Below are 25,629 nucleotides of genomic sequence, written 5' to 3'. Positions count from 1 at the left end.
GAGGGCGACGGCGGGACGGGCTCGGGCGTCCCGCACCAGCCGAAATCGGCGCCCTGCGAGGGGCCCACGACGGGTACACCGGACGTTTCCGCTCCGGGCCTGTGGTCCTCGTGCGGGGCGGTCGTCGACCCGGGCGCCGGCGGTGAGAGCACCAGCGTCAGCGTGCCACCGGCCACCACCAGCACCGCCCACACGCCACCGGCCCACTGCCACACGCGTCGTCCGTTCGCCACAGCCCCTCGTTCCCCTGGCCCCCACCACCGTGAACCGGCCGATTTCGCACGTCAGTTCTCCAAGGCGGACAGTGTGCACCGGGCGACGCCCGCGGGCAACTCGGGTGCGGACGCGGGACACTTCGGGGCGCGGGCGCCTGGCTCTCAGTCGCGGAACGAGCCGTCCGCACGCCGGGCGTGGCGGGACAGCAAGTGTCCGCACTGCGGGCAGTGGCGCCGCAGCCCCCGTTTGAGGACGTAGCCGATGCCCAGCGTGCACAGGTACACCAGGCCGACGACGGTGTTCTGCACCAGTTTCCCCAGGCCTGATTTCGTGCAGGTCGCGCAGTCGCGGCAGCCGGAAGCCATCGGGTCCCCCTCGTGATCGGGTCTTCGTTCTCCTGCCGGCCAGGACGCACGAGCGGCGGGGTCCGGGTGCCTCGCGGGACGCGCGGGGACCGAGTGGGGACACTCCGGCTACGCGGCTGTTACCCAGACGGCGCCGCCCGCGGCAGCGAGCCGGGTGCGGCCGGTTCGTACGGTCCTTGGCGCGGTCGCCGCCCCTCGGGTGTGGAGGTGCCCCCGGTGGTCCGCACCCCCGGCATCCCCGTCGAGGGCCCTCGTGCCGGGCCGGCGTGGCGAGGGGCAGGTGGTGGAGCGGACCGCGCGCCGCATCGTGCGCAGATCCCGAGCACGCCCGTGCGGGCCCTCGGCGGCGGCCCCATCCCGCCGGCGGCCGGACCGCAAGGCGTCCGCAGCTGCCGGCGGGCCTGGAAGGAGGCAACTGTGCGGTCACGCCGGAGCCGCTGAGTACGCACGCCGTTTCAGGATGCGGTCACGGACCCCTGTACTTGGGCGAGGAAGATCTCTTCGCCGTTCTGGTGACCTGTGATGTGCACCGTCAGCTTCCTGGACTGCTGGACCGAGAGCAGGTGCGCCTGGATCCAGCAGGGCCTGTCCAACTCCGCGTACCGGCAGAAGTGCGTGGACATCGACTCCAGGACCAGCGTGTTGCCGGGGGCGAGCAGTGCGCGCGCTGCCTGCTGGGCCGCCTCCATGAGAACCATGCCTGGCATGTGGTCCCCGCTGTGGTCGAACAGGATGGGGTGGTCCGGGTCGGGGGCCAGCAGCCAGCGTCCCGCCCTCCCCGCCGGGCTGAGAACCACGTCGGACGGCAGGGCTCTGCCGACAACGGAAGGAGCGGCGCGCTCTCGGGCTACCGGTGCGGCGGGAGCCGGTGCCGCTTCGCCCTCGCTGTGCGTCTGCCGTCGCCGCAGGCGCTTGTAGGCGGCATCGGAGACGCAACTGAAGCGTCCGCCGCCCCTGGCGGCCTGCCGGCCGTACCGGAATATCGTGATGTCCATATCGAACTCGGCCAGCCGGGTTCCTTTCCACCGGAGGTCGAGGCAGACTGCGCTCAGTGTCAGCTCGCTCGGTACCCGGCCGATCTCCAGATGATCGGGCTCCGTGAGGAGGGACAGGTCCCGCATCACGAAGTGGTAGCCGAGCGGAACTCCGAATTCCGAGTGTGCGAGATACAGACCGGTCTGGCGGATCGTTTCCGCCGCCTGAAGTGGGGAGTGCTGGCGCCCATCCGGGCTGTTGAAGAATGTGTGGGCTCGGGGCCATTGCCCGGTCAGGGAAAAGAGATTGTCGTTGATCTTTTCGCACCCGGTCAAGAAGACTTCGGCCAGGGAGGCGCGGTGCACATACTCCCTGGGTACCGTCGTTGTCAACTGCGGTAATTGGCCGCGGACCCGGTGATCCTCCCTCGGGGAACCCACGGTGCGGAGATCTTCCTTTTGAGCCTCTGGCAAGGTCATATGACCTACCCCCGTTGAGAAGGCTGGAAGCGCCTGAAGCCCGTAAGATACTTTCTCACCGGTTTTGTTTACAAGACCGAACCTCAAGTTCCATCTGAGGCTCCTGATGCTCTTCGGCGACACCCTCGTGAATATGCCGAGCGATCGGCCCACTGGCCTGTGGGTTTCCGGTTGCGGCATCCAGCGGGAGTCGTGCATCGGCGCAGCCCCGCTGGAGCGAGCCGCACATCCAGCACGCCCGGAAGGTATTGGCATGACTTTGCAGCACGTGCGACTGATCGCCGTGAACATCGACGGCGTTCTCCTGAACGACTCCTTCAGCCCCGTCATCCACCGGTTTCTCACCGCTCGGGGCGTGCCGTACACCGCTGAGCTGGAGCAGGCCCTCTTCTCTCAGCCGCAGTTGGCGGCGGCGCGGGCGTCCGGCCTGGCGGGCTCCCCCGAGGACGTGGTGAAGGAGTACTTCCGAGAGCGGGAGGACTACCTGGCCGAGCACCCCGTCCACCTTCTCGACGGCGCGGTGGAACTGCTGGAGACGGTACGGACGCTGCGGACCGGAGAGGGCGCGGGGTTGCGCATGGTCTGCTACGGCGGCCTGGAGCGTACCCACTTCGATCGCCATCTGGGTTTTGGCACCGACTACTTCGACGAGCCGGTGTACGTGTGCACCAACGATTTCCGGCCGGGCCTCAAGGAGATCGCAGGCGACATCTTCGGCGTGCGGCTCGACCAGGCGCTGTTCATCGACGACGTCGCCCGTGTGGCCGAGGCGGCACGGGAGTTGGGCGCGGCCTTCATCGGGATACCGTCCGCACGGGAGCACAGCTTCCAGCGGCAACTGATGCGTGAGGCGGGTGTCCGCCATCAGGTCGGCTCACCCGCCGAGGTGGACGGTGCGCTGCTGCGGGCCGTCGACGCCGAGGCCGCCGCCGGTGTCGTCTGGCGGCCGGTCGACGCCTGAGCGGTCGGACAGTGTTCAGCACCTGTCGTCTGCATGTCCGACGAGTAAAGTGAGGTCCTCGTCGGATTCCTCGTCTGTCTCGCGGAGCGGGACACTCACAGGCCTGCGGGAGAACCTATGGCACAGCAAGAACGTTCGGTCCGGACCCGCCGAGCCGTACTCGAGGCTGCCGCCGAGGTCTTCGCCGAGCGCGGCTACGCGGCAGCCACGGTCGCCGACATCCTCACCCGGGCGGGCGTGACCAAGGGCGCCTTGTACTTCCACTTCGACTCCAAGGAAGACTTGGCCGAAGGGGTACTGGGGGAGCAGACGGCACAGGAACTCGTGCCCCAGGGATTGAAGCTGCAGGAGTGGGTCGACTCGGGGATGGTGCTGGCGTACCGGCTGCCCCGGGACGCGGTGCTGCGGGCGGGGGCACGCCTGTCGACCGACCGGCGTGGCCGTGAGCTCTACGGCAGCGCCTTCCCGCTGTGGGTCGACTTCTCGATCTCGCTGCTGACCGAGGCGCAGGAGCGGGGCGAGGTGCTGCCGCACGTCAATCCGCGGGAGACCGCGGAAATGATGGTCGGCGCCTTCCACGGTGTTCAGCTCTTCTCGCAGTTGACCACCGACTGGCAGGATGTAGAGGTGCGCGTGTCCACCTTGTTCCGACACGTGCTCCCGACCATTTCCGCGCCTGCGCTGCTCTCGGGCTTGGACACCGCACCCGACCGAGGGGCACGTGTGACCGCTGAGCTGGAGAGTCGGCGGGTCTCGACGACCGCGTCCGCCGGGTGACGCGCGCGCAGCCGCTCACAGGCGTGATCCGCCGGAGGCGTCCAGGCACTGGCCCGTGATCCAGCGCGAGTCCTCCGAGGCGAGGAACGCGACTATGTCGGCGACGTCCGCGGGCTCTCCCATCCGGCCCAGAGCGGACAACGCCGCGTGGGCGGCTTCTCCTTCGGCGGTGGCCCAGCGCCGCGCGTTCATGTCCGTCTTGACGAAGCCCGGTGCCACAGCGTTGACCGTGATACGGCGCCCGCCGAGTTCCTTGGCCAACGCGCGCGTCATGACTTCCAGCGCGCCTTTGGCCACGGAGTAGGCGAGCGATTCGGGAAAGGCGACCCGCGCCGCCCCCGAACTGATGTTGACGATCCGTCCGCCCTCCCGTAGCCGGGGCAGGCCCTGCTTGATAAGGAACAGCGGGGTCTTGACGTGCAGGGCCAGCAACCGGTCGACGTCGTGCTCGGTCACGGCGGCGAGCGAACCGGGCAGGCTGACACCGGCGTTGTTGACCAGTACGTCCAACTCGCGGCGCTCACCGAACTGGCCGAGTGCGGCGTCCAGGCGCTGGTACAGCAGGTCCACCGCTTCGGTTGTGCCCAGCTCGGTCCGGAGGGCGACAGCGCGGCCCCCGTCCGCGACGATACGGTCCGTTGTTTCGCGCGCGGCCTCGTGGTTCCGGCCGTAGTGGACCACGACCAGGGCGCCGTCGGCCGCCAGCCGACGCGCGATGGCGCGGCCGATGCCGCGACTCGCACCCGTGACCAGGGCGGTTCTTCCCGAGAGGCGGCCCGTGTCCCTTCCGACTCGTTCGGCCATGGTGGTGGCACCCCCGTGTTCGCGTCATGGGCTCTCGGCGACGTGGTCAGCAGCTCCCGCCGCGCACGTCGGTCAGACCCCCATCATGCGCGAACAACTTGTGTACGTGCGGTGGTTCGAGGGCACGCGGCACCGGCGGATACGGAAATCCGTCGACGCGCCGCACCACCGCGTCACCCGCCGCCTCACTCCACTCCCGCGCCCGTGGAACCGGCGGCCACCAGCGGGCCGTGCACCGCCCCCTCGGCGAGCCTGGGCAGCAGGAGTTCCCAGAACCTGGTCAAGGTGCTGTTCGAGAGCCAGTGCGGGTCCCCGCGGCTGAGGAGCTCGAAGCCCACGGTTGCGGACACAATCGTGTCGGAGACGTCTTGGGCGGTCACGTCGCCCGCGAGGGAGCCTTCATCGTCCGCCCGCACCAGGACGCCCTCCACCCAGTGCTGCCAGAGCCGGCGCAGATCATCGCCCCCGCGGGTTCTCTCCAGGAACCTGCGCAGGTCGAACCCCGCCCGCAGCACGGCGTCCTTGCTCAGAGCACGCGAGAGCGCGTGGGTGGCGTCGATGAGCGTCTGCAGCGCGTTCTCCGATTCCCGCGTGGTGATCTCCCGTAACCGCTGCACCGCGACTTCCCGGACCGCGTCGGCGAGCGCCGCCTTGTTGGAGAAGTGGAAGTGCAACGCCCCGTTGCTCACTCCGGCGCGCGCGCTGATCGTGGTCAGCGACGCCATCTCGAAGCCGTCCCTGTGGAACAGTTCCGCCGCTGACTCGATCAAGGCGGTGCGGGTGCGTACCGCGCGTTCCTGTGCGGCCATCACGGCGCTCCGTCGCTGCGGGCGAGAAGGAAGGGGACCGGCTGCCCGCGACGTCGTCCACGTGTCCGCACGTCCGGTGCCGTCGGCGCCCGTTCGCAGGCGGGGCTGAAAGGCCGCTGGTCGGTCGTCACCACCACTTCGGCTCCCTTCTGGACGACGCTCCTGACAGGCGGCCCGTACGAAGAGCAAGAGGGAGCTGACAACCCCTCGTAATAAACCGCGTAGTCGGTTTCACCACACCCTAAGTTACTAGCGTTCTCTTCACAGTGTCCACAGGGCGGTGAACACCAACTCCTGACGTGCGGACGATCCGACCCGGACCGACCGCCGTGGAGTTGCCCGAGGTCGCGTGCGGGTAGGGACGCTTGCCCTCCTGCCGACTCTGGCCGCATGCGGAGGAGGGCAACTGGAACGCCATTGGCCCCGGCCTCGTTGTCTGCGGTCAACTCACGGGACGCGCCAAGGCAGTTGCGCGCACGTGCGGCCTCTGCGCCGGCAGTCCTCGCGGACACGTGGAGGAGACGCGATCGCTCGTACGGTTCGCAGCAGGCCGTGCCCGCCATCGACAACCGCCCCAAGCCTCCTCCCCTGTCCGCGTGCTGATGGCCTCCCTTTCACGGTCCTTTCTGCGTCGCCAGAACAAACCCGCGTCCAGGTATGTTTCCGGATAGGCGACGAGGGGAGCCGTACGTGTATAGGCAGTGGGGTAGCTTCCGCCTGGCGCCGGGACGACCCGAGCCCGTACGCGTGTCGGCCGGCCGGGGAGCCGGAGGTGGCCGTTTATGAGGTCGCGGCTGACGGTCGCCGCAGACCCGGACGCCGAGCCCGCCGCGCGTCCGGTCACGTCGTGGACCTGGGTGGCTCTGGACTCCCTGCGGGCATCCGACTCCCCTCGCCTCGAGGGTGAGAACAGCGGCCACGTCCGAACGCTCGCCGAGTTGGAGTGCCTCCTCCCGCCGATCCTCGTCCACCGGGAAACCATGCGGGTGATCGACGGAATGCACCGGCTGCGCGCGGCGGAGCTGCGTGGCGAGAAGCAGATCAGGGTTGAGTTCTTCGAAGGCGACGAGTCGGAAACGTTCGCCCTGTCGGTGAAGTTGAACATCACCCATGGGCTGCGGCTGTCGCAGGTCGACCGCAAGGCCGCCGCGAAGCGGATCATCGAAGCCCATCCGGACTGGTCGGACCGGCGGATAGCAGCCGACTCCGGGCTCGCGGCCAGCACCGTCGCCTCCGTCAGGCGGTGTTCAAGTGGTCGGGACGAACAGTTGAACACCCGAGTGGGCCGAGACGGACGCGTCCGGCCGCTCCGCGCGACGGAGGGGCGGCTGCGTGCCAGCCAGGTACTGGCCGAGAACCCCGAGGCCTCTTTGCGGCAGGTCGCCGAGCAAGCGGGGATCGCCACCGCCACCGCCAAGGACGTACGGGACCGGATGCGCCAGGGTGAGGATCCTGTGCGCACCCGCCGCCATGCGGAGGCGGACCAGCCACTGGAGCGTGTGGCGGTCGTCAGCCCCGTATCCGAACACCACGGCTCCACCGGCATCGCCTCGGCGCCCTTCGGGGCGGCCCTGACGAGCATGCGCAAGGACCCGGCTCTGCGCACCGACGCCGGGCGGCTGCTGATGCACTTGTTGAGCGTCCACCCGATAGGTGACGAGGAGAAGTGGGAGTGCCTGGTTCGCAGCGTCCCGGCACACCGCGCGGACGCCGTCGCCGAGGCGGCGAGACGGTGTGCCGACCACTGGCTGCGCTTGGCCAACGGAGTGGAATCCCGCCGAATGTGACGTGCGGCGGAATGTCGCCTGATGTGATATGCGGCGAAACCAGCGGCGTGGCTGGGAAGGAAGCGGCGCTATGGGATTCCCCCCCCCCGCGGCCGACATGCCGATGACGGAAGTCAGACCCCTTCACGGAGGATGTGAATCCCATTGTTCGTCCCTGAGCAGTACCGAGAGCCGACGGGCTCGTGGATGGCCGATCTGATTCGGTTGAACCCCCTGGCCCTCCTCGTGAGCCATGATTCCGAGGGTGGTCCTCCCTTCGCCACCCATCTTCCCGTGATCACCGATCCGGAATATCGGGGAGAATGCGGCCAGGACTTGTCCGGCATGCGGCTGCTAGGACACATGAACAGGGCCAATCCGCACTGGCGGGGGCTGAACTCCGGGTCGGAGATCGTGCTTGTCTTCACGGGCCCGCACGCCTACGTCTCGCCGACCTTGTACGGCACCACGCCTGCCGCACCGACCTGGAACTTCACCTCCGTGCACGTGCACGGTGCGGTGCGGAAGATCGAGCCGGACATGGTGGGTGACGAGACGCTGGAGGTGGTCAAGTCCACCGTGACCGCCTACGAGTCTCAGTTCGGTGCCGACTGGGACATGACCGAGTCGATCGACTACTTCCGGAAGATCGTGCCGGCCGTGGGCGCGTTCCGTGTCGAGGTGACCCGCGCCGACGGCATGTTCAAACTCAGTCAGGAACAGCGACCGGACATCCGCGAGCGGGTGCAGCAGGATTTCGCTCGCAGGGACTCCTCCAGGCACCGGGAAGCGGCGGACATGATGAGCCGGCTCGACTCCTTCGGTGCGGGCTGCCCGGTGCCGCACTGAAACAGGCCGGCCCATTTCTCACAGCGCCGCGAGTGGAAAGCGCTGAGGAGCCAGGCAACGCACATTACGGATCTCAAGATCAGGACGGGGAGACCTCCATGAAAGAACGCGATGAGTATGCGGTCGTAGGCATAGGATTCGGGCCGTCAAATCTGTCGCTCGCCGTCGCACTGGACGAGCACGACAGCGGAGGTGGTAGTCCCCTCCAGGCCACGTTCGTCGAGCGTCAACCCGAATTCGGCTGGCACCGCAACATGCTGCTGCCGTTCGCGAAGATGCAGGTTTCCTTCCTCAAGGATCTCGCGACGTTCCGTAACCCGACGTCCCGGCACAGCTTTATCTCGTACCTGCACTCGGTGGGCCGACTCGCCCAGTTCGTCAACAACCAGGATTTCTTCCCGACCCGGCACGAATTCCACGACTACCTGCAGTGGGTGGAAGGGCACTTCTCCGACCGCGTCACCTACAACGCCGAGGTGACAGCTCTGCGGCTGCCCGCGGACGACCACGCCCGGTCACTCGACACGGTGCAGGTCGAAGTGCGGAACAACGGGGCGTCCGGCGCTTCCAGGCTGATCAACGCCCGCAACGTCGTCGTCTCGACCGGCCTCGTGCCCAAGATGCCTCCGGGTATCGACCGGGACGAACGGGTCTGGCACAGCTCGGAGTTCCTGGGCAGGTTCCAGGCCCTGGACCATTCGAGGGTGCGCCGGGTCGCCGTCGTCGGCGGTGGACAGAGCGCTGCGGAGATCGCGCGGCACGTGTACGACGCGATACCGCACGCCCGGGTCTCGGCGATCATGCCGTCGTACGGCTATTCCATCGCGGACGACACCCCCTTCGCCAACCAGATCTTCGATGCGGTCGCCGTCGACGACTACTACCACGGGTCCGAACACGCTCGGGACGCCTTCTGGCGTTACCACCGCAACACCAACTACGGCGTCGCCGACACCGAGACCATCAAGGAGCTCTACCAGCGTTCCTACAGCGACGAGATCGCCGGAAACACCCGGCTGGACTTCCTCAACCTGTCGCGGGTGGACTCCGTCAAGCAGCTGGACGACGAAGTGCGCGTGACCCTGCACTCGGGGCGCGCGGACGAGACGTACGGACTCGATGTCGACGTGGTGGTGTTCGCCACCGGCTACGACCCCATGGAGCCCGCGGAGCTCCTCGGCGACATCGCCGCGCACTGCCTGCGTGACGAGAGCGGCAGACTCCGGGTCGGCCGGGACTACCGCGTCCTGACGACGCCGGACCTGAACGTCGGTGTTTACCTGCAAGGGGGCACGGAGCACACGCACGGGCTCGGGTCCTCGTTGCTGTCGAACATCGCCGTCCGCAGCGGCGAGATCGTCGACTCCATCGCCGCACGCAGCACGGGGGCCGGGAACAGCGGCTCCGCGCCCGCCGTCGTGGCCGGCTGAGGGGGCCGCACCGGCGTCCGGCGAGCGGGCCGGGCAGAGTGCGGCGGACCAAGGCCCGGCAGCGGCGAACGCCGCTGCCGGGCCCCGTCACGCGCCGGGCAGCGAGTACCGCATGGCCGGGCGCCGCCGGCTCCGCCCGCCGCGGGGCGCCCTGGCCGGCTGCCTCAGCGCGGACGCCGAGCAGCACTTGGTCCACGCCGCGGCACGTGCTTCGACGTCCAATAGGCGGCGCTGAAGATCGTCGGTGCGGTGCGGAATCCCGCGATCTTGAGTCGGACCGTCGGACTCCGGCCTTTCCCCGGGACATTGCGCTCAGGGGGGTCGGAAACAAACCCGCTCACTGGTATGTTCCAGGCCTGTGGCGGAACTGGCCAGAAGGCAAGGAACTGGCCCCGGCCCACAGCCTCCGAGGCGTCGACGCACACCGCTCGGAGACACAACGGGGATTGGAGACTCGTGACGATCATCTATGAGGCCAGCGTGATGTCGGCTGTCCACCCGCCGTGGGTGCGGTCCCGCGTATAGGGGCCGCGCCGTGGTGCGCCTAGTTCCGGGCCCCAGTTCGAAGCTCTGAGCCGTTCGCGTTGACGCGAAAACAACTGAGGCACTGCAGTGCTGACCGCCCAGTCACGGTACTGGGCGGAACACTGATCAACTCTTCGGCCGCCGGACAGGACAGCGTTTCTGGTTCCTCGCGTGAGCCGAATCTTCCGCATGCCTGCGCTTTCAGGAGTAGCACTACAAGTCTGCCTTGATCGAACCCAGTTGGCAAATGGAATCGGAGTGCTCATGACCTCGCAAGTGGTGTATCCGCGAAGTAGATCTCTGAGTAAGAAAGTGCAACTCCTGCGATGGCCGGTCCAGCAGGAAATGCGCGAAGAATTCCGGACGCTCGGCCTGCCCCGCATCCTCGTGGTCGAGGCCGGCCTCGAACCTCCTGTGTGCGAGGACATCTATGAGGACTGGGTGCGTGCCCCCGTCGCCTCGCACGACTTGAAAGCCCGCGCCGACGCCCTCGTGCAGCGCTATTACCGCAACCGATCGCCGCAGCTCGACGAGAGCGGGGTGCTGTGGTTCGCCTCCCAATCCGTCACGCTCTCCCCGAAGCAGGCGGAACTGCTGGTCCTGCTGGTGGCCCAGTTCGGGAAAGTCGTGCCGAGAGAGGCGTTGCGCTTCCAGTTCGCGCAGGACGAGGGGCCGATGACGCGCAACGCGCTGGACCTGCACATGATGCGCATCCGGAACCGGATCAACGCTCTCGGTCTGACCATTCGTACGGTCTGGGGCCGGGGCTACGTCCTGGACACGCAGACTCAGATGGCCTCCTGACCGACACGACGAGACGGAGGCCGCCATGCCTGCTCGCATCACCGACTGTCCGCTGGCGAAAGCGGCACAGTTCATCGGCGACTGGCCGACACTCGAACTGCTCCACGAGATGTTCGACGGGTACGTGCACATCGAGGAACTCCGCGCCAACCTGCGCGTGGAGCCGGACGTGCTCACCGCCCGCCTCGCCGGCCTCGTCGCCCGCGGTGTGGTGGAACTCGAGACCGGCTCGCAGGATCGCTACGTACCGACCCCGCTGGGCCGCTCGCTGCGCCCCGTCCTCCTCGTCCTGGCCGCTTGGGGCAACCGCGAACTGGACCCTGAGGAGCGCGGCATGATTCTGGTGGACTCGCACACCGGACAGGAAGTCGAACCGGTCCTGGTCGACCGCGTGAGCGGAGCGCGTGTCGATACCGATCGCCACGTCTTCATGCCGGGGCCCGTCGCCAGCGACGCCATGCTGACGCGCTTCGGCCAACAACGCGGCCGTCTCGGCGACGGCGCCTGACGACTCTTGTCGAGTCGGCGTGTTGCCGAAGATGCCTCAATGTGCGCATACGGGCAGCCCGGTCGCTCAGGCGCTCAACCTCCCGCGCAACACTGCGCTGTACTTCCAAAGCTGTACTTTCAAAGCTGACTTCCAGAGCATGCTGGAGAGGCCGAAGGGCGGACTGCCTGGGAGATGGACAAGCGGACGCGCGCCGACCGAGTCCGAGCGTGCGGGCGCCACGTGGGTTACGGAAGCCGGGGTTTCGTGGAAGGGTGAGGCAACGCCTTTTCTATGCCCTGATCGGCTTTCATCATGGGCGTACGACGGCTTCGCGGAATGCTCGTCTGTGGGGGGGCGGGGGAAGGACGGTTTCTGCATCGGTTCCTGCCCGTTGGAAGTAGGATCGAAATGGCGCGCCGAGAGTGAGCGAAATGCGGTCGGTCAATCCGTCCTGGCATTCGTGACATGACCGGTCGAGCGCATCGCGGGGGATGATCGCATTGCAACGGTTGGCTTCGTCGGCAAGCGTCGCCGCTTTTTGGGATATCGATGGGGACATCGACCCGGAGTTGGTCGATTCCGCGCTCGGCGTGGTGGCGGCAGAACTGGGGGTCGCCGGTCCAGAGCCCGGGTCCTTGGCGGGCGTGATGGATGTGGCGGGAGAGGCTGATGCCGAGGCGGCGGCACACGCCTTGGCAGCAGACCTCTCGGCACGGCGCCCGGGCCCCGGGTGCGGTGCCGCCCTCCGGGCCGAAATGATCAAAGTCGCGGACGGCCGCTTCTTCCTGGTGGTGGCGCTGGACGGTGTCGCGGCGGAGGCTCTGGGCGCGCTTATGCCCGTCTCACGCCGGATCGCCGAGGTGTACACAGGGCTCAGGCGCGGCATCCCGTGCTCGAAGGCCCAGATCAGGAAGCAGGCCGTTGAGAGCGGGGGCGACCGCTGCCGGAAGCCCGGGCAGGTTGCCGAGGATGCCGAGTTCTGGCGGGTCTACCTTGAGGACGCGCCCGCGCCCTTACGGTTGCCGGGGCACAGCGTCAAGGGCACCGCCCGCGCCGGCGTACTGAGCCGCACGGTGACGGTATCGCGGGAGGAAGCGGGCGCCTGGACCGAGGCGGTGCGGTCGGCGGGACTGACGGTGCCGGACCTCGTGACCGCGGGCGTCGCCGTCTTGTTCCGGCATTGGTGCAACCGACCGGAGTTCACCCTCTCCCTGGCCGTCGGCGCGCGCGGAACCTTCGGACGGAGCGGGTACACGGCCGCTTCGAATGTCCTGCCGCTGCGTCTCAAGGTCCCCGACGCGTGGAGCTTCCGCGAGGTCGCCGATGCCGTCGGCGCGGAGAAGCGCGCCGTCTTCCGGCACGCGTGGCACCGCGCAGCGGACAACCGGTACGCGTCGGTGCCCGGCGAATCCGTGCAGGGCCCGTTCGGCGCCGTCCTCAACATCGTTCCCCGCACGGAAGGGCTGGACTTCGCCGGAAGTACGGCGTTCTTCGCCGGCGGAGCGCCGGGGGCGGTCGATGAGCTGGTCCTCTCCACCTCTTTCGACGGCCGCCACGACAGCGGCCTGCACATTCGGATCGACGCCCCTGCGGCGTCGTACGAGCCCGCTGACCTGATGTCGATTGCCGACCGGCTCGTCGCCCTGATCCGCACGGTGGTCAGGGACCCCCAGGTGCGTGTCGGGCGGATGGAAGTGCTGGAACCCGCGGAGCAGGACCGGCTGCTGTACGGGCTGAACGACACGGCACTGCCGGTGCCCCGCGCGACGATCACCGAGCAGTTCGAACGGCAGGTCGCCGCGGCACCGGACGCGGTGGCGGTGGAGTTCGGCGAGGAGTCGCTGACATACCGGGGGCTCGATGCGAGGGCCAACCGGCTGGCGCGCTTACTCGTCGACCGCGGGATCGGCCCGGAGTCCGTAGTCGGAGTAGCGCTGCCGCGCTCCTTCGATCTGGTGATCGCGGTACTGGCCGTGGTGAAGGCCGGAGGCGCTTACCTGCCTGTGGACTCCGCCTACCCGGCCGAGCGCATTTCCTTCATGCTGGCGGACTCGGGCGCTGCCATGGTGGTGGCGGACGTGACGACGGCCGCCGTGCTGCCTGAGACGCCCGCGCCGGTGTTGCGGGTGGACGACCCGGAGGTCGTCGACGCCGTGGCCGGACGGGCGGCCATACCGCTCACCGACCGGGACCGGCGGGCCCCGCTGTCGAGGAAGAACACCGCGTACGTCATCTACACGTCAGGCTCGACGGGCCTGCCGAAGGGCGTGGCCGTCACGCACACCGGGCTGGCGAGCCTGGTGGCGGCACAAGCCGAGCGGCTTCAGTTCACGGCTGACAGCCGGATGCTCCAGTTCGCCTCGCCGAGCTTCGACGCCTCGGTGTGGGAGCTGTGCACCGCCCTCCTGTCCGGGGCGCGACTGGTGCTGGCCGCCGCGGAGTGGCTGAATCCCGACGGCGCCGTGGTCGAGACGATCGCTGCCCACCGGGTGACCCACCTGCTGCTGCCGCCTGCGGTTCTCGGGGCGCTGCCGGCCGGTTCGCTGCCCACAGTCGAGTATGTGGTGGTCGGCGGGGACGCCACGCCGCCGGACGTCGTGGCCGCCTGGTCCGCCGGCCAGAGGATGATCAACGCCTACGGGCCGACCGAGACCACCGTCATCGCCACGATGAGCGCGCCGCTGACCGGGGACGGTCGTCTGCCGCCCATCGGCCGGCCCATCACCAACACCCGGGTGTACGTGCTGGACAGCCGACTGCGGCCGGTACCCACGGGTGTGGCCGGCGAACTGTACGTGGCGGGCGCGGGACTGGCCCGCGGATACCTCGGCCGGCCGGGCCTGACCGCGGAACGGTTCGTGGCCTGTCCGTTCGCCGGGCCGCAGGAGCGCATGTACCGGACGGGAGACCTGGCGGAGTGGACCACGGACGGCGAGCTGGTCTTCCGCGGCCGTGCGGACGACCAGGTGAAGGTCCGCGGCTTCCGGCTCGAGCCGGCCGAGATCGAAGCCGCGCTGACGTCACACCCGGGTATCGCGCAGGCGGTCGTGACCGTGCGCGTGGACCACAGCCGGGGTGGCGGCAAGCAGTTGGTCGCGTATGTCGTGCCGGCCGTCGCGGACAGTGCGGACGAGGCCGCCATCGCTCTCGACTCCGGATTCGACGTTGCGGAGCTGCGCGGCTTCCTGGTGGGCCGGTTGCCGGAGTTCATGGTGCCGACGGCGTTCGTGGCGCTGGATCGGCTGCCGCTGACGCCGAACGGGAAGCTGGACAGAGCCGCGCTGCCGGAGCCGGAGACCAGGGCCAACGCCTACCGGGCACCGCGATCGCCGGGTGAGGAGGTGCTGGCCCGGGTGTTCGCCGAGGTCTTGGGCCTGGAAAGGGTCGGAATCGACGACGACTTCTTCGCTGTCGGCGGGGACAGCATCCAGTCCATCCAGGTGGCTTCACGCGCCCGCGCGCAGGGTGTGCCGGTCGGCGCACGGGAGGTCTTCGAGAGCCGGACTGTGGCCGCGCTGGCCGAGGTGACGGCCTCGCGCACCGGGACGGGCCCCGACCCCGGGCTGGAGGAGCTGCCCGGCGGTGGTATCGGCTGGATGCCCTTGCTGCCGGTGGCGCGATGGGTCCGCGACCTGGGGCCGGGGTTCGAGCGGTTCCTGCAGGCGATGGTGCTCGACCTGCCCGCCGGGATCGACCTGAAGGGGCTGACCGCCACGGTCGGTGCCGTGGTGGACCGACATGATCTGCTGCGGTCCCGGCTGGCATCCGAGGACGGCGGTGGACTCGTCGTCGAGCCGCCCGGAACGTGGGCGGCGGACGGGATGATCCGGCGGGTGGGCTGCGACGGGCGGTGGGGCGGCGCGTCCTGGCGTCGGCTGCTGCTGGGGGAGTTGGAGGAGGCCGCGCGGGCGCTGGATCCAGCGGCCGGCGTGATGGCGCGGTTCGTGTGGTTCGCGCCGGCGGCCGAGCAGACGGGCCGGCTGCTGGTGGTACTGCACCACCTGGTGGTCGACGGGGTGTCGTGGCGGGTGCTGGCGCCGGACCTGGCGGCGGCCTGGCAGAGGGTGCGTGCCGGACAGGTGCCTGAGCTGCCGCCAGTGGGCACCTCGGTGCGCCGATGGGGGCACGCACTCGTGGAGGAGGCGTCGCGGCCGGAGCGGGTGGCGGAACTGGCGCTGTGGCGGTCGATCGTCGAGGCGCCGGATCCGCAGCTCGGCGCCCGCCGGCTCGACCCCGCCGTCGACGTGGTCTCCACGGTGGCCAAGGTGCGCGTCCAGTTGCCGGCGCCGGTGACCGACGCGCTGCTGACGAAGCTCCCGGCGGCGTTCCACGCTGGTGTCAACGACGGTCTCCTGACCGGTCTCGCCATGGCCGTCGTGGAGTGGCGCCGGCGACGGGGGGTCGAGGAGACCTCGGTGCTGCTTCGGGTGGAGGGGCACGGCCGGGAAGCGGGGGCGGCCCCGGGCGCGGAACTGTCCCGCACGGTGGGCTGGTTCACCAGCGTCTTCCCCGTGCGACCGGATCTGACCGGGGTGGACCTCCGGGAGGCGTTCGCCGGCGGACCGGCGACGGGACGGGCGGTCAAGGCCGTCAAGGAGCACCTGCGGGCGATCCCCGACGCCGGGATCGGCTACGGGCTGCTGCGCTACCTCAATCCCGAAACCGCCGCGGCCTTGCAGGAGCACGGGATCGGCCAGGTGGGGTTCAACTACCTGGGCCGGTTCTCCGCCGCCGCGGACATGCCGGAGGAACTGCGCGGCCTCGGCTTCTCCGAGGCGCCGGAGCTGTCCGAGCTGTCCGAGCTGGCCGAGTTGGACGCCGCGCAGGACGCCCGCATGCCGGCGCTGTCGGAGGTGGACATCAACGCATCCGTCACCGACACAGCGGCGGGCCCCTGCCTCGGAGCTCTGTTCACCGCCCCCGTAGGGGTGCTCGATCCAGCTGAGGTGCAGGAGCTGGCGGATCTGTGGTGCGCCGCGCTGGAGGGGCTCGCCCGGCACGTCGCCCGGCCGGGCTCCGGCGGGCTGACGCCTTCGGACGTGTCGCTGGTGTCGGTGAACCAAGGCGAGATTGAGGAGTGGGAGAGCCGCTATCCGGGCCTCGCCGACGTATGGCCGCTGAGCGTGCTGCAGTCGGGGCTGCTGATCCAGTCGTTGAAGAACGCGTCCTCGTTCGACGCCTACCAGGTGCAGTACGCACTGAGGCTGTCAGGACCGGTGGACCCGCCCCGGCTGCGGGCGGCGGGGCAGGCACTGCTGGACCGGCACCCCGCCCTGCGGGCCGCGTTCGTGCCCGCTGCCACCGGAGAACTGGTGCAGCTTGTCATCGACGGCGTCCGGCTGCCCTGGCAGGAGATCGACCTTGCCGGCGTGCACGAGGGGGAACGGCCCGCCGCGTTCGCTCAGTTCCTGGCCGAGGACCTGCGAGACCACTTCGATCCCGCCGCACCACCGCTGCTGCGGCTCTCCCTGGTCCGCATGGCACCGGAGTGGTACGAACTCGTGCTGACCGCCCATCACGTGCTGTTCGACGGCTGGTCGCTGCCACTGCTCATGCGGGATCTGCTGCGTCTGTACCGCACCCGCGGGGATGCCTCCGGGCTGCCGAGCGCACGCAGCTACCGGGACTTCCTGGCGTGGCTGGCCCGCCAAGACCACACCCCGTCGGCCCGCGCCTGGCAGCGGGAGCTCGACGGCTTCGACGAGCCGACGATGCTGGCCACCGGGCCGTTGTCGCCGGACGGCGGCCCCGGTATCGGACACATCGCCGTTCCGTTGCCCTCGGATGCCGCCCGCGACCTGCCGCTGCGCGCCGCGGAGCTGGGCGTCACACTGAACACTGTCGTCCAGGGAGCCTGGGCGGTGCTTCTCGCCCGGATGACCGGCCGCCAGGACGTAGCCTTCGGCACCACCGTGTCCGGTCGTCCTCCCGCGCTGGCGGGGGTGGACTCCATGGTCGGGATGTTCCTGGGCACCGTTCCGGTACGGGTGCGGTGCGGCCCCCAGGCCACGCTCGCCGAACTGCTGAGCGGGCTGCAGGACCGGCAGGCCGCGCTGCTGGACCACCACCACTACGGATTGCCGGACATCCACCGGCTGACCGGCCGCAGCTCCCTGTTCGACACCTTTCTGGCCTTCGAGTCCTTCCCGGTGGACCGTGCAGCCCTTACCGAGGCGGGCGCTGACTCGGGAATCGCCTTCACCGGCATCAGCCCCCACACCACTTCCCACTACGGGTTGACCGTCCTGGCCATGGCCGACTCCGACCGGTTGCGGCTGAACGTGCAGTACCGGCGTGACACGTTCGACCGCGGAACGGCGGAAGACGTCGCGGCCCGTCTCGGCCGGATCCTGCGGCAGGTGGCGGCCGACCCCCATCGGCGGGTGGGCTCGGTCGATGTGCTCGACCCGGCCGAACGGGAACGGCTGCTGCCCCGATCCGGTGGGCCGGTGGAACCCGTCTCGGAGGCGACGATCTCAGGCCTGTTCGAGGAACGCGCCGCGCTGTCCCCGGACGGTGTCGCCGTGGTGTGCGGTGACGTCTCGCTGACGTACGAGGAACTGAACGGGCGGGCGAACCGGCTGGCTCACGAGCTGATCCGGCGTGGCATCGGTCCCGAGGACGTGGTGGCGGTGGCCCTGCCGCGGTCGCCCGACCTCGTCGTCGCGCTGCTGGGCGTGCTCAAGGCGGGCGCGGCGTATCTGCCGGTCGATCCGAAGCTCCCGCGCAGGCGGTTGGCGTTCGTGTGCGAGGACGCCGCTCCCGTGCTGGTCCTCACCCGCGCGGAGACTCCAGCCGTGCTGCCCGGGACCGCGATTCCGCAGCTGTCTTTGGAGGAGCTCGTCGGCGCGATGGACGGCCGGGAAATCGACCCGGTGGACGCGGAACGGACCCAGTCGCTGCGGCCCGACCACGCGGTCTACCTCATGTACACCTCGGGGTCCACCGGGACGCCGAAGGGGGTGGTCATCACGCACCGCAACGTCACGAGCTGCCTGCCGTCCCTGTTCTCGTGCCTGGGAGTGGCGCCGTCGGCGCGGATACTGGCGGGCACGTCGGTGAGCTTCGACGTGTCGGTGTTCGAGATGTTCGGCACGCTGTGCGCCGGAGGCGCCGTCGAAATCGTCCGGGACGTACTGGTTCTGGGCGAGCGTGAGGGCTGGGCCGGCCAGGTGATCAGTACGGTGCCCTCCGTCTTCGCCGAACTGCTGGGCCACCTGGACGGCAAGACGTGCGTTGACACCGTGGTGTTCGCAGGGGAGCCGCTGCCTGCGTCGCTGGTGGCGAGGGTGCGCCAGGCGATACCGGGCGTGCGGGTGGTCAACGCCTATGGGCAGAGCGAGACCTTCTACGCCACCGCATTCACGCTGCCCGGCACGGACGAGTGGACGGGCAAGGGCAGAGCACCCATAGGAACGCCGCTCGGGACCACCAGGGTGTACGTGCTGGACGCGGGTCTCGCGCCGGCGCCGCCCGGGGTCACCGGCGAGTTGTACGTGGCGGGTCCGAACGTGGGTCGCGGCTATCACGGGCGCCCCACACTGACCGCGGAGCGGTTCGTGGCCTGCCCGTTCGGCCCGCCCGGCGCGCGGATGTACCGCACCGGGGACCTGGCCCGCTGGACCGCGGAAGGGCAACTGGACTACACCGGCCGGGCCGATGAGCAGGTCAAGATCCGTGGGGTGCGGATCGAGCCGGGCGAGACCGAGGCCGCACTGACGGCCCACCCCGAGGTCGCCCACGCCGTGGTGGTCGCCCGGGCGGTCCCGGGCGCCGACGGAGCCGCCCGGCTGGTGGCGTACGTCGTCCTGGAGGAGAGCGCTGCGGCCAACTGCGGCGAACTGCGGGGTTTCGTATCGGACCGGCTGCCCGACCACCTGGTGCCGACGGGGTTCGTCGTGCTGGACCGGCTGCCGCTGCTGCCGAACGGCAAGCTGGACCGGGCGGCGCTGCCCGAGCCGGACTTCGGCGGAGGGGAGTATCGGGCCCCGCGGACCGACCAGGAAGAAGCTCTGTGCGCGCTGTACGCCGAGGTACTCGGGCTGCCTCGGGTAGGGATCGACGACGACTTCTTCGCGGCAGGCGGGGATTCACTGCTGGCAATGCGTGTGGCCGGTCGCGCCCGGAAGGTACTCCAGGCGGACGTCCCCGTCAGCCTCATATTCGCATGCCGGAGCATCGCGGAGCTGTGTCGAGCAGTGCAGAACAAAGCCGCGTCACGAAGGCCCCTTGTGCGCAGGATGGATAGGAGTGGGTTCTGAATGATTCCGTTGTCTTTCGCGCAGCGGCGGCTGTGGTTCATCGACCGGTTCGAGGGCCCCTCAGCGATGTACAACCTGCCGTTCGTGCTGCGTATGCGCGGGGACCTGGACGTGGCGGCATTGCGGGCCGCGGTGCGGGACGTGGTGGCCAGGCACGAGAGTCTGCGCACGCTGATCGTCGAGAACGCGGAGGGGGTGGCGGGCCAGCGGGTGCTGCCCATGGCCGAGGTGCCGTTGGACGTGCCGCTCGTCGTGGCGGAGCCGGACGCCCTTGACGACGTCGTGGCAGAGGCGGCGCAGTACGTCTTCGACCTGGCAGCGGAGATACCGGTGCGGGCGACGCTGGTCCGGTGCGGCGCGGAGCACCTACTCGTGCTGCTCATCCATCACATCGCCAGCGATGGCGAGTCCGCGGCGCCACTCGCTCGGGACCTGTCCGCCGCGTATACGGCGCGGGTGCGGGCCGTGGCGCCGGACTGGCCCCAACTGCCGGTGCAGTACGTCGACTACACGTTGTGGCAGCGGGAGTTGCTGGGGGAGGAGCACGACCCGGACAGTGTGCTCTCCTCTCAGGTGGCGTACTGGCGGGACGAGCTGGAGCGGGTGCCGCAGCCGTTGCGGCTCCCGACCGACCACCCCAGGCCGCCGAGAGCCTCGCACCGAGGCGGCGTGGTGGACTTCTCCGTCGAGCCCGACCTGCTGGACGCGGTCGTCAGGCTCGCACAGGAACGGGGCATGACGGTGCCGATGGTGTTGCAGGCGTCGCTCGCGGTGCTGCTGCACCATCTCACCGGCAGCGAGGACATTCCGATGGGATCCTCGGTCGCGGGGCGACCCGAGGAGGAGTTCCAGGAACTGGTCGGGTTCTTCGTCAACACCTGGGTGCTGCGTGCCGACCTGTCGGGGAACCCCACGTTCGAGGAACTGCTCGGTCGGGTGCGGGACAAGGCGGTGGCCGCGTACGACAATCAGGACGCCCCGTTCGAGCGGCTGGTGGAGTCGCTGAACCCCGAGCGGTCCACCGCCTACCACCCCTTGTTCCAGACGATGCTCACCTGGCAGAACGACGCCCGGATCGACCTCGACATGGAGGGACTCCAGGCCCGGCTCGAAGCGCTTCCGACTCCGACCGCGAAGTTCGACCTGGAGTTCAACTTCGCCACCGACAGCGTCGAGCCGGGGATGCGGTGCAACCTCGAGTACGCGACGGATCTGTTTGATCGGGGCACGGTGGAGGGGCTGGCGGCGCGTTTTGTGCGGGTGTTGCGGCAGGTGGCTGCGGAGCCTGGTGTCCGGGTCGGGTTGGTTGATGTGTTGGAGTCGGTTGAGCGTGAGGTGGTGGTGCGGGGGTTCAACAAGGCGGTGGTGGATGTGCCGGCGGTGCCGGTTCCGGTGTTGGTGGAGCGGCAGGTGGCGTTGTCGCCGGGTGCGTTGGCGGTGGTGTGCGGTGAGGTGTCGTTGACGTATGGGGAGTTGAATGCGCGGGCGAATCGGCTGGCGCGTGTGCTGGTGGGGCGTGGAGTGGGGCCGGAGTCGGTGGTGGCGTTGGCGTTGCCGCGTAGTGCGGATCTGGTGGTGGCKTTGTTGGGGGTGTTGAAGGCTGGTGGGGCGTATTTGCCGGTTGATCCGCGTTATCCGGGTGGGCGGTTGGAGCGCATTGTGGCTGAGGCTCGTCCGGGTCTGGTGGTGACGGACAGGGCGACTTTGGGTGTGGTGCCTGGTGGTGGTCTGCCGTCGTTGTGTGTGGATGAGGTTGATTTCGGTGGGCCTGGTGGGGGCGGTGATCTTGGTGATGAGGAGCGTTTGGCTCCGCTGCTGCCGGAGCACGCCGCCTATGTGATGTACACCTCCGGCTCCACCGGGACGCCGAAGGGCGCGGTCATCACCCACGGCACGGTAGTCGGCGACGTGCTGGGCCTCGCCTCGGAGGTCGGTGTCGGCGCCGGCTCACGGGTGCTGGCGGGAACGTCGGTGAACTTCGATGTGTCGGTGTTCGAGTTGTTCGCCACGCTGGTGGCCGGCGGCACCGTGGAGGTGGTGCGGGATGTGCTGGCTCTGGCCGAGCGAGGAGGCTGGGCCGGCGATGTGATCAGCACGGTGCCGTCGGTCTTCGCCGAGCTGCTGGACCAGGTGGCCGGAAAGATCGACGCCGAGGCGGTGGTTTTCGCCGGTGAGGCGTTGCCGGGGTCGCTGGTGTCCCGGGTGCGTGAGGCGATCCCCGGCGTGCGGGTCGTCAACACCTACGGCCAGACCGAGAGTTTCTACGCCACCGCCTTCGCGCTCCCGTGCACGGACGCGTGGGCAGCGGGCGGAAGCGCGCCCATCGGTTCCCCGCTGGGCAACACGCGTGCCTATGTCCTGGGTTCCGGTCTTCGGCCGGTCCCTGTCGGCGTGGTGGGTGAGCTGTACGTGGCCGGCACGGTGGCCCGGGGCTACCTCGGGCGCGGTGGGCTGACCGCGGAGCGGTTCGTGGCCTGCCCGTTCGGCCCTCCCGGAACCCGCATGTACCGCACCGGCGACCTGGCCCGCTGGACCGCGGACGGGCGGTTGGAGTACGTGGGGCGCGGAGACGCGCAGGTCAAGGTGCGGGGGTTCCGTATCGAGCCGGGAGAGGTCGAGGCCGCCCTGACCGCGCACCCGGGCGTGGCCCAGGCGGCCGTTACTGTGCACGACGGCGGCACCGCGGGCAGGTCCAGGCGGTTGGTGGGTCACATCGTTCCAAAGGGGGCGGAAGAGAGCGGTTTCGGTACCGTCGAGAGCTTGGGCGATCTCGATGTGGACCTGACGGCCGGTGTTTCGGTGCGGGAGTTGCGCAGGTTCGTGGCGGGGCGGCTGCCGGAGTTCATGGTGCCGGCGGCGTTTGTGGTGCTGGATCGGCTGCCGCTGGCGCCGAACGGGAAACTGGACCGCGCGGCTCTGCCGGAGCCGATGTATGAGGGGACGGCCTACCGGGCGCCACGCACTCGGGAGGAAGAGGTCCTGACTCAGGTCTACGCCGAGGTGCTGGGCCTGGAACGGGTCGGCATCGACGACGACTTCTTCACGGTCGGCGGCGACAGCATCCGGTCCATCCAGGTGGTTTCCCGGGCACGGACGCAGGGTGTCGAGGTGAGCCCTCGGCAGATCTTCGAGTGCCGCACCGTCGCCGAGCTGGCCGAGGCAGCGGGCAGCCAGGCCGCCACGAAGAAGGTGCTGAAGAAGCTGGAGGGCAGTGGCGTCGGCTGGATGCCGCTGCCGCCGATCGCGAGATACCTGGTGGAGTTGGGGGGCGGCCACGACCGGTTCTCCCTCTCGGCCATGCTCGAGCTGCCGTCGGACCTCGACCACGCCGGGTTGCTGGCGACGCTGGGCGCGGTGTTCGACCACCACGACGTGCTCCGCGCCACGCTGCTCAGCGGGCACGGCGGAATGCGAATCGGCTCCGTGGGCTCGATCGACCCGGCCGCGCTCCTCCGCCGGGTCCCGTGCGACGGCCGGTGGGGCGACGAGGCGTGGGAGCACCTGTCTGCCGCCGAGTTGGACGCGGCGGCGGGCCGGTTGGATCCGGCAGCCGGTGTGATGGCCCAGTTCGTGTGGTTCGCTCCCGAGCGGGGTGCGGGTCGGCTCTTGGTCGTGTTGCATCACCTGGTCGTGGACGGAGTCTCGTGGCGGATCCTGTTGCCGGATCTGGCCGCTGCCTGGCAGCAGGTACGGGCTGGGCGCACGCCGCAGCTCGCCCCCGTGGGTACGTCCGCGCGGCGCTGGGCGCACGCGCTGGTCGAGGAGGCATCGAGCCCGGAGCGGGTGGCGGAACTGACCTTCTGGCAGACCGCTTTGGCGGGCCCGGATCCGCTGCTGGGCTCGCGGGAGCTGGACCCGGCCGTCGATGTGATGGCCACCCTCGACAGTGTGCGCGTGCGACTGCCCGCGCAGGTGACCGAAGCATTGGTGACCGCATTGCCCGCGGCGTTCCGCGGCGGGGTCAACGACGGCCTGCTGGCGGGTCTCGCGCTGGCTGTCGTGCGTCGGCGCCGACTGCGGGGCTCGGACGAGTCGTCACTGCTGATCCGGCTCGAGGGCCATGGCCGTGAGGAAGGCGTGGTGCCGGGCGCGGACCTGTCGCGGACGGTCGGCTGGTTCACCAGCATGTTCCCCGTCCGCCTCGATATCGCCGACGCGGACCTCGACGAGGCGTTTGCCGGCGGACCGGCCGCCGGCCAGGTGGTCAAGGCCGTCAAGGAGCAACTGCTGGCCGTCCCGGACCGGGGGGTCGGTTACGGCCTGCTGCGCTACCTGAACCATGAGACCGGCACGGTACTGCGGCGGTACCCGGCCGGGCAGATCGCGTTCAACTACCTGGGCCGGTTCTCCGCTGCGGACATGCCCGAGAACCTGCGCGGGCTGGGCTTCACCCAGGTGACCGACTCCGACGAGCCGGCCGCGGCGCCGGACACGGACATGCCGGCGCTGTCCACGCTGCAGGTCAACTCGATGGTCGTGGACACCGAGCAGGGCCCACGGCTCGATGCCGTGCTCGACTTCCCTTCGGGGGTGCTCGGGCAGGGTGAGGTGCGGGAGTTGGCCGATCTGTGGTGTGGCGCACTGGAAGGTCTGGCGCGGCATGTCGCCGAGCCGGGTGCGGGCGGGTTGACGCCTTCGGATGTCCCGTTGGTGCGGGTTGGGCAGCGTGACCTGGAGTTGTGGGAGAAGCGGTATCGGGGTCTGGTGGATGTGTGGCCGCTGACCGCGCTGCAGTCCGGGTTGCTTTTCCACGCCATGTTGGCCGATGCCGCCTTCGATGCGTACCAGATGCAGCTCGTGTTTCACCTGTCGGGTGGTGTGGAGCCGGAGCGGATGCGTGCGGCGGGGCAGGGGCTGCTGGACCGGTATGCGAATCTGCGTGCCGCGTTTGTTGCCGATGGGGCCGGAAATTTGGTGCAGGTTGTGCCGGCTGGTGTGGAGCTGCCGTGGCGGCATCGTGATCTGGCGGGGGTGAGTGAGGAGGAGCGCGGTGCGGCGTTCGAGCGGTTGCTGGCTGATGATCAGGCCTCCCATTTCGATCCGGCCGTGCCGCCGCTGCTGCGGATGACGCTGGTCACCATGGGTCCTGAGCGCTCCGAACTGGTCTTGACCGCACACCACGTGCTGGTCGACGGCTGGTCGTTGCCGCCGCTCTTGGAGGATCTGCTGCGCCTCTACGGGACCGCTGGGGACGGTGCGTCCCTGCCAGACCGGCGCGGCTTCCGGGATTTCCTGGTGTGGCTGTCGGAGCAGGACCGTGCGGAGTCGGCCCGGGTGTGGGCCCGCGAGCTGGATGGGATCGACGAGCCCACCCTGCTCGCCCCCACCGCGGACACTGGGGCGGAGCGGGCGGTGCAGGCGGAGCAGGCGGAGGCGGCCGGCGCGGTCGATGTGCCGCTTGCACAAGAAGCCGCCCGTGGTCTGTCGCGGCGCGCGGCGGAGCTGGGCGTGACCTTGAACACTCTGGTGCAGGGTGCGTGGGCGCTGCTGCTGTCGGGGCTGACGGGTAGGCAGGATGTGGTTTTCGGAGCCACTGTCTCCGGCCGTCCGCCCGAAGTCGCGGGCGTGGACGAGATGGTGGGCTTGTTCATCAACACGCTGCCCGTACGGGTGCGGTGTGCGCCGGGGAGCACGCTCCGCGACCTGCTTACCGGTTTGCAGGAGCGGCAGGGCGCGCTGCTCGATCATCATCACCACGGGCTCACCGACATCCACCAGGCGACCGGGCTGAGCACCCTGTTCGACACCCTCGTCGCTTTCGAGTCCTACCCCATCGACCGGGCAGCACTCGGTGAGGCCCACGGGATCGCGGGAATCGAGATCACGGGGATCACTCCGGATTCCGGGTCCCACTATCCGCTAACCGTGGTCGCCACTGCGGACCCGTACCTGCGGCTGGCCCTGCAGTTCCAACACTCCTCGTTCGTCCGGGACGCTGCCGAGGCGATCGCGGTGCGGTTTGCGGGGGTTCTGGGGCAGGTGGCTGAGGATCCGGATGTGCGGGTGTCGGGGGTGGATGTGCTGGGGCCCCCCCCCCCCCCCCCCCCCCCCCCCCCCCCCCCCCCCCCCCCCCCCCCCCCCACGGGGATCACTCCGGATTCCGGGTCCCACTATCCGC

General features: G+C 69.5%; 14 protein-coding genes. 9 read left to right on the top strand and 5 right to left on the bottom strand.

What is annotated here, in order from left to right:
- The 3 genes from AB8Z75_RS09790 to AB8Z75_RS09780 all read right to left on the bottom strand — a co-directional run.
- Positions 1-233: hypothetical protein (locus AB8Z75_RS09790; RefSeq protein ID WP_369201042.1), on the bottom strand; the 233-nt coding region annotated here is incomplete at its 3' end.
- A gap of 144 nt (positions 234-377) precedes the next feature.
- The gene (locus AB8Z75_RS09785; RefSeq protein WP_369201041.1) at positions 378-581 is read right to left on the bottom strand and encodes a hypothetical protein; all 204 of its coding nucleotides are present in this window, start codon (positions 579-581) and stop codon (positions 378-380) included.
- A 455-nt stretch (positions 582-1,036) separates the two neighbouring features.
- Positions 1,037-2,035, bottom strand: coding sequence for a ScbA/BarX family gamma-butyrolactone biosynthesis protein (locus tag AB8Z75_RS09780; RefSeq protein WP_369201040.1), 999 nt, complete (start codon positions 2,033-2,035; stop codon positions 1,037-1,039).
- Between the two features lie 253 nt (positions 2,036-2,288).
- Between AB8Z75_RS09780 and AB8Z75_RS09775 the strand changes: the two genes are divergently transcribed.
- Together AB8Z75_RS09775 and AB8Z75_RS09770 are read left to right on the top strand one after the other, a co-directional pair.
- Positions 2,289-2,996, top strand: a complete 708-nt coding sequence (locus AB8Z75_RS09775; RefSeq protein WP_369201039.1) for an HAD family hydrolase — start codon at positions 2,289-2,291, stop codon at positions 2,994-2,996.
- Positions 2,997-3,113: 117 nt separating this feature from the next.
- Positions 3,114-3,773, top strand: coding sequence for a ScbR family autoregulator-binding transcription factor (locus tag AB8Z75_RS09770; RefSeq protein ID WP_369201038.1), 660 nt, complete (start codon positions 3,114-3,116; stop codon positions 3,771-3,773).
- Between the two features lie 15 nt (positions 3,774-3,788).
- On the opposite strand, the gene AB8Z75_RS09765 is transcribed toward AB8Z75_RS09770, so the two are convergent.
- Positions 3,789-4,577 carry an SDR family oxidoreductase gene (locus tag AB8Z75_RS09765; RefSeq protein ID WP_369201037.1) on the bottom strand — a complete coding sequence of 263 codons (789 nt, stop codon included), beginning with the start codon at positions 4,575-4,577 and terminating at the stop codon, positions 3,789-3,791.
- Between the two features lie 185 nt (positions 4,578-4,762).
- Positions 4,763-5,386, bottom strand: coding sequence for a ScbR family autoregulator-binding transcription factor (locus AB8Z75_RS09760; RefSeq protein ID WP_369201036.1), 624 nt, complete (start codon positions 5,384-5,386; stop codon positions 4,763-4,765).
- A 782-nt stretch (positions 5,387-6,168) separates the two neighbouring features.
- Here AB8Z75_RS09760 and AB8Z75_RS09755 point away from each other — a divergent pair.
- The 7 genes from AB8Z75_RS09755 to AB8Z75_RS09725 all read left to right on the top strand — a co-directional run.
- On the top strand, positions 6,169-7,173 hold the full coding sequence (locus tag AB8Z75_RS09755; RefSeq protein WP_369201035.1) for a ParB/RepB/Spo0J family partition protein: 1,005 nt from the start codon (positions 6,169-6,171) through the stop codon (positions 7,171-7,173).
- A 144-nt stretch (positions 7,174-7,317) separates the two neighbouring features.
- Positions 7,318-8,001: an FMN-binding negative transcriptional regulator gene (locus tag AB8Z75_RS09750; RefSeq protein WP_369201034.1), complete on the top strand. Its 684-nt coding sequence runs from the start codon at positions 7,318-7,320 to the stop codon at positions 7,999-8,001.
- Positions 8,002-8,099: 98 nt separating this feature from the next.
- Complete coding sequence (locus AB8Z75_RS09745; RefSeq protein WP_369201033.1) at positions 8,100-9,431, top strand: lysine N(6)-hydroxylase/L-ornithine N(5)-oxygenase family protein; 1,332 nt, start codon at positions 8,100-8,102, stop codon at positions 9,429-9,431.
- Between the two features lie 870 nt (positions 9,432-10,301).
- Complete coding sequence (locus AB8Z75_RS09740) at positions 10,302-10,760, top strand: helix-turn-helix domain-containing protein (protein WP_369201032.1); 459 nt, start codon at positions 10,302-10,304, stop codon at positions 10,758-10,760.
- Positions 10,761-10,785: 25 nt separating this feature from the next.
- Positions 10,786-11,268 (top strand): winged helix-turn-helix transcriptional regulator, encoded by a 483-nt coding sequence (locus AB8Z75_RS09735; protein WP_369201031.1) that lies wholly within the window; start codon positions 10,786-10,788, stop codon positions 11,266-11,268.
- Between the two features lie 737 nt (positions 11,269-12,005).
- A complete protein-coding gene (locus AB8Z75_RS09730) occupies positions 12,006-19,511 on the top strand; it encodes an amino acid adenylation domain-containing protein (protein WP_369201030.1) in 7,506 nt (2,501 codons plus the stop codon).
- A partial coding sequence (locus AB8Z75_RS09725) for an amino acid adenylation domain-containing protein (protein WP_369201029.1) occupies positions 19,512-25,629 on the top strand: 6,118 nt, incomplete at its 3' end. It abuts the gene before it with no gap.

Source organism: Streptomyces sp. PU-14G (assembly GCF_041028275.1).
In the GTDB taxonomy this organism is placed as follows: domain Bacteria; phylum Actinomycetota; class Actinomycetes; order Streptomycetales; family Streptomycetaceae; genus Streptomyces.
Note: the sequence above shows the minus strand (reverse complement) of the source record. Positions and strands in the feature narration are given on the sequence as shown.

What these genes read in the sequence shown, in the direction of transcription:
- AB8Z75_RS09740 (WP_369201032.1), top strand. Translation starts at nt 10,302, where the DNA reads ATGCGCGAAGAATTCCGGACGCTCGGCCTGCCCCGCATCCTCGTGGTC.
- AB8Z75_RS09735 (WP_369201031.1), top strand. Translation starts at nt 10,786, where the DNA reads ATGCCTGCTCGCATCACCGACTGTCCGCTGGCGAAAGCGGCACAGTTC.
- AB8Z75_RS09745 (WP_369201033.1), top strand. Translation starts at nt 8,100, where the DNA reads ATGAAAGAACGCGATGAGTATGCGGTCGTAGGCATAGGATTCGGGCCG.
- AB8Z75_RS09775 (WP_369201039.1), top strand. Translation starts at nt 2,289, where the DNA reads ATGACTTTGCAGCACGTGCGACTGATCGCCGTGAACATCGACGGCGTT.
- AB8Z75_RS09785 (WP_369201041.1), bottom strand. Translation starts at nt 581, where the DNA reads ATGGCTTCCGGCTGCCGCGACTGCGCGACCTGCACGAAATCAGGCCTG.
- AB8Z75_RS09770 (WP_369201038.1), top strand. Translation starts at nt 3,114, where the DNA reads ATGGCACAGCAAGAACGTTCGGTCCGGACCCGCCGAGCCGTACTCGAG.
- AB8Z75_RS09755 (WP_369201035.1), top strand. Translation starts at nt 6,169, where the DNA reads ATGAGGTCGCGGCTGACGGTCGCCGCAGACCCGGACGCCGAGCCCGCC.
- AB8Z75_RS09780 (WP_369201040.1), bottom strand. Translation starts at nt 2,035, where the DNA reads ATGACCTTGCCAGAGGCTCAAAAGGAAGATCTCCGCACCGTGGGTTCC.
- AB8Z75_RS09765 (WP_369201037.1), bottom strand. Translation starts at nt 4,577, where the DNA reads ATGGCCGAACGAGTCGGAAGGGACACGGGCCGCCTCTCGGGAAGAACC.
- AB8Z75_RS09760 (WP_369201036.1), bottom strand. Translation starts at nt 5,386, where the DNA reads ATGGCCGCACAGGAACGCGCGGTACGCACCCGCACCGCCTTGATCGAG.
- AB8Z75_RS09730 (WP_369201030.1), top strand. Translation starts at nt 12,006, where the DNA reads ATGATCAAAGTCGCGGACGGCCGCTTCTTCCTGGTGGTGGCGCTGGAC.